This window comes from Streptococcus intestinihominis, from assembly GCF_046824975.1.
GTDB lineage: Bacteria > Bacillota > Bacilli > Lactobacillales > Streptococcaceae > Streptococcus.
In genome coordinates, this window is sequence record NZ_JBKQBL010000001.1 from 220,865 (window position 1) to 225,792 (window position 4,928).

The 4,928-nt window shown below is 43.2% G+C and carries 4 protein-coding genes; all 4 read right to left on the reverse strand.

The features are described from left to right. Nucleotides 1-51: 51 nt before the first annotated feature. Nucleotides 52-741, reverse strand: coding sequence for a response regulator transcription factor (locus ACLOR3_RS01130; protein WP_411400038.1), 690 nt, complete (start codon nt 739-741; stop codon nt 52-54). A 137-nt stretch (nt 742-878) separates the two neighbouring features. Beyond that, nucleotides 879-2,318 carry a 6-phospho-beta-glucosidase gene (locus ACLOR3_RS01135; protein ID WP_411400039.1) on the reverse strand — a complete coding sequence of 480 codons (1,440 nt, stop codon included), beginning with the start codon at nt 2,316-2,318 and terminating at the stop codon, nt 879-881. Between the two features lie 510 nt (nt 2,319-2,828). After that, entirely contained in the window at nt 2,829-3,176 is a 348-nt protein-coding gene (locus ACLOR3_RS01140) for a VOC family protein (protein WP_411400040.1), read from the reverse strand. Nucleotides 3,177-3,329: 153 nt separating this feature from the next. Then, nucleotides 3,330-4,928, reverse strand: a 1,599-nt coding sequence (gene spxB / locus ACLOR3_RS01145; protein ID WP_412036912.1) for a pyruvate oxidase, incomplete at its 5' end; no start/stop codon positions are given.

Sequence of the window (4,928 nt, forward strand, 5' to 3'; positions counted from 1 at the left end):
CCAGTCCCAAGAGGAGGACAAGGACGACTAGAACTAGAAGCAATCCCCACATTACTGGTCTCCTTTCAAGCGAACACCCAAGCCCCAGACAGTTTCAATATAGTCCTCATTAGGATCGAGCTGAGCAATTTTCTTTCGGAGATTGCTCAATTGGGCATTGAGCGTATTGTCTCCAGGCAGATAGACTTCGTCCCAGACCGCCTCATACAATTCTTCTTTGGTAAAAATCTTCTTTGGATGCGCCAATAAAGTTTCAAAAATTTGAAATTCTTTTTTGCCCAAGCGAAGCGTTTTTGCTCCAGACTCCAGTTCAAAGGTTTCTGGATTTAGGACCAGATTTTTAACAGTCAGCATTTTTGATGATGGAGCTTCCTGTGCCGGAGTGATGTTATTTCTCAGCTGCACCGTTACCCGAGCTGCCACTTCGTCCAGATTAAAGGGCTTGACGATATAATCATTGGCACCTGCAAGGAGATACTGGCTAATGAGGTGTTTGTCTCCAAGAGCGGTCATCATGATGGCCGGCACCTGACTCTGCAAACGGATCTCCTCAAGGACCTGATCTCCATTTTTCCCAGGAAGCATGATATCAAGAAGGACCAAATCAATGCTTTCTTGCTGAAAGAGCCGCAAACCTTCTGTACCTGAAAAAGCTTGAAGCACCTCATGATCTTCACTTAAGAGACTATACAAAATTTCTTGGATATCATTATTATCCTCGATTAATAAAATCCGTGCCACTTGCCTCGCTCCTCTTTTCTTTACTTGCGAAATCAGTTCTATTTCTCTAGCCTATCAAATAAAGGAACCTTCGTCAATCAAAAAAGCAAAGAAAACACTCGATCAAGAAGAACTTTTCTCCTAATCGAGTGTTGCATTTAATTAACAGAAGCCCCATTGGACGCAATGACTTCTTTGTACCAATAGAAGGATTTCTTACGTGAGCGGGCCAAGCTTCCCTTACCTTCGTTGTCCCGATCGACATAGATAAAGCCGTAGCGTTTCTTCATTTCTCCAGTCCCGGCAGAGACCAGGTCAATACAGCCCCAAGTCGTATAGCCCCAGAGGACAACGCCATCTTCATGAATAGCATCCCGCATGGCCTTGATGTGAGCAGCCAGGTAATCAATCCGGTAGTCATCCTCAATCTCCCCGGCTTCATTTGGAGTATCAACGGCGCCTAGTCCATTTTCTACAATAAACAGGGGTTTTTGATAACGATCCCAGATGGTGTTGAGGGTAATGCGGAGACCAAGAGGGTCAATCTGCCAACCCCATTCTGAGCTTTCTAGGTAGGGATTCTTCAGAGAAGCAAAGATATTGCCCGCTGTTTTTTCCCTTTCAGCTGGATCCCCTGAAGCGACCCGACTGGCATAGTAAGAGAAGGAAATAAAGTCTACCGTGTGTTCTTTCAACAATTGAAGGTCCTGCTCGGTCATCTCGACCGTAATTCCCTGACGTTCCCACTCTTTCTTGGCATAGGTTGGGTATTCCCCACGCGCCTGCACATCGATGAAGAAATAGTTCTTGCGGTCTTCTTCTAGACCAGCCCAGATATCTCGCGGAGCACAGGTATGCGGATAGTTTTGCCCTGCTGCCAACATACAGCCGACCTTATTGTTGGGATCAATCTCATGGGCTAGCTTGGTGGCAATGGCTGAAGCGACCAACTCATGGTGAGCCGCCTGGTATTTGACTTGCTCCTCATTCTCTCCTTCTTCAAAGCAGAGACCCGCTCCCATAAAAGGCGCATGGAGGATCATATTGATCTCATTAAAGGTTAGCCAGTAGTTGACCAAGCCCTTGTAGCGAGTGAAGAGAGTTCGGCAGAGTCGTTCATAACATTCCAACATCTTACGACTGCGCCAACCTCCATACTCAGTAATCAAATGCATGGGACAGTCAAAGTGGGTAATGGTCACCAAGGGTTCAATGCCATACTTGTGACATTCCTTAAAGAGATCTTCATAGAACTGTAGACCTGCTTCGTTTGGCTCTAGTTCATCTCCTTGCGGGAAAATCCGAGACCAGGCAATGGACAAGCGATAAGTTTTAAAGCCCATTTCCCCAAAGAGGGCAATGTCTTCCTTGTAGCGATGGTACATATCAATGCCATCCTTAGCCGGATAAAAATAGCCCTCTTCAAAGTCGAACATCTTTTTCTGACCCGTAATAATGGCGTGACGGTCAGGCCCAATCGGTACCACATCCACATTGGCCAAGCCACGGCCATCTTCATTATAAGCTCCCTCACACTGGTTAGCAGCCGTCGCCCCACCCCAAAGAAAACCATCTGGAAATTGAAGTTTATCGGTCATCTCTCTACCTCACTTGATTTGATAGTTCTATTATACCCTTCTCTAACCCAAAAATCTTACAGCATCTAGGAAAAACTGATACTATTCTAAGATTGTTTTTGTTCACGCGCAATACAAAAAGTCCGGAGGACTCCGATTTTTTAAAATGCATACCAATTATTTTTTGCCAAATATAATATTGGTCTTTCTTAAATCTAATAAATTCTGTTAAAATAGAAAAATTTTATTCGTTAGAATTATTCAATCATCTACTGAAACTTTCCGCCGTGAGAAAAGTGCTAGAAACACGATTGTTTCTAGCACTCGGGAGTTTTGAGACCTCAGGCTCAAAACTAAGTCATGGAACTTCCTGGATTGCTGAAATCATCCACTGGATAATTTCACCTAACGTCCGTACTCACCTAAGGAAAGTTTCAAAGAAGATTTTGTCTTTAATAAAAAAGACCGGATTGCTCCGATCTTTTTAAGTTCCACTCCAAGAACGATTAAATTTTTTGATAATAGAATTACCTATTTCATACAATAAAAATCAATCACTAGACCAGCAGGGCCTTCAACTAGCAAGCTTTCGGTTCCCCAATCGGTTACAATTGGGCCATTTAAAACCTGGATACCAAGCTCTTTCAATCGTTTGTAGTTCTGGTCTACATCTTCAACCTCGATATGAAGAATGATTCCTGACTGAAAGTTTTCCAAAGGGACCAAATGATTTTGAGACAACATGAGACAGTGACTGCCAATCGTGAACTGGGCAAAACTGTCGTCAACATAATCGGCTTTTTTATCCAAAATACGCTCCAAGCTAGCACAAACTTGGGGAACATTTGAAACAATAATATCTAATTGATTTAAATTCATTTCTTATCCTCCACAAAAAGACCGGAGTCCTCCGATCTTTTAAGTTTCTCTCTAAGAAAATCAAAGTATAAACAAGGCATCGAACCGCAGACAGTACTGGAGTACGGCAAGGTGAAGATAACGCAGTTTATCTTTGATTTTCCACGAGCAGGATTATTTGATTGCGCGTGATTGCAACCCTTCTTCTTCCAAGAAGAGGCGGAATGGTACAAGCTCTTCAGCTTCGTATTTTTCTTTGAAGGCTTTAATAGCTTCTTCTGAGTGTTGTTTTGGATCCAACTCAAGTACTTCTACTGGAAGTGGACGATGTGGAGTGATGTGAGCATCGATAACAACAGTTTTACCTTCTTTGTTCAATTTAACAGCTTCAGCAACGACTGCGTCGATGTCTTCGATACGGTCAACTGTAAATCCAATAGCTCCTTGAGCTTCAGCGATTTTCGCATAGTCAGCATTAGGGAAGTCACAACCAAACAAGTGTTTGTTTGTGTCTTCGTATTTGTCCTTGATGAAGGCATATTTACCATTGGAGAAGACAACGTTGATAACTGGAAGGTCGTATTGAACGTTTGTGATAACGTCTGGGTAGCACATGTTGAATGCACCGTCACCCATGATGTTCCATACTTGGCGATCTGGATTGTCTTTCTTAGCAGCGATACCACCAGGAAGGGCAATACCCATTGTCGCAAAGAGTGGAGATGTACGCCACATGTTCTTAGGTGTCATGTGAAGGTGACGAGTAGATGTTTGAGTAGTGTCACCTACGTCGATTGAATAGATAGCGTCTTGATCAGCATGTTTGTTGATTGCATTGTAAACTTGATACAATTGCAATTCTCCCTCAGTTTTACCTTCGAGTTTGTTCATGTAATCACGCCAGTTTTGGTTATTCTTCACGTTTGCACGCCACCATGGAGTAGATTCAACTGGATTCACTTTGTCAAGGATTGCTTTGGCTGCTTGACCTGCATCACCAAGGATTGAAGCATCTAGGGCATGACGTTTACCAAGTTTGTAAGGGTCGATATCGACTTGGATGAATTTTTCAGTATTCTTGAATGCTTCGTAAACTTCAGCAAATGGGAAGTTTGAACCAAGGAAAAGAACTGTGTCTGCTTCAAAGACCACTTCGTTGGCTGGTTTCCAACCAACACGGTAAGCAGAACCTGTCAAACCTTCATAGTTCCATTCGAAAGCTTCAAAGTTTTTACCAGTTGTGATGATTGGTGCTTTGATTTTACGTGACAATTCAGTGATCACTTCACCAGCTTTCACACCACCGTAACCAGCGTAGATCACTGGACGTTCAGCATTGTTCAAGATTTCAACAGCTTTGTCGATTTCCACTTCGTTCAAAGCAGGAGCGATGAATGAACGCTCGTATGAACCTGAACCGTAGTATGAGTTTTCGTCGATTTCTTGGAAACCAAAGTTTACTGGAATTTCAACAACGGCTGGACCTTTTTTAGAAACAGCAGCACGGCAAGCTTCGTCAATCACTTTTGGCAATTGCTCTGCGTAAGCTACACGTTTGTTGTAAACAGCGATACCGTTGTACATTGGGTTTTGGTTCAATTCTTGGAAGGCATCCATGTTCAATTCGTTAACTGGACGTGATCCAAGGATAGCAAGGAATGGAGTGTTATCCATAGCTGCATCGTAAACACCGTTGATCAAGTGAGTTGCACCAGGTCCACCTGAACCAACTGCAACACCGATAGAACCACCAAATTTAGCTTGCATAACCGC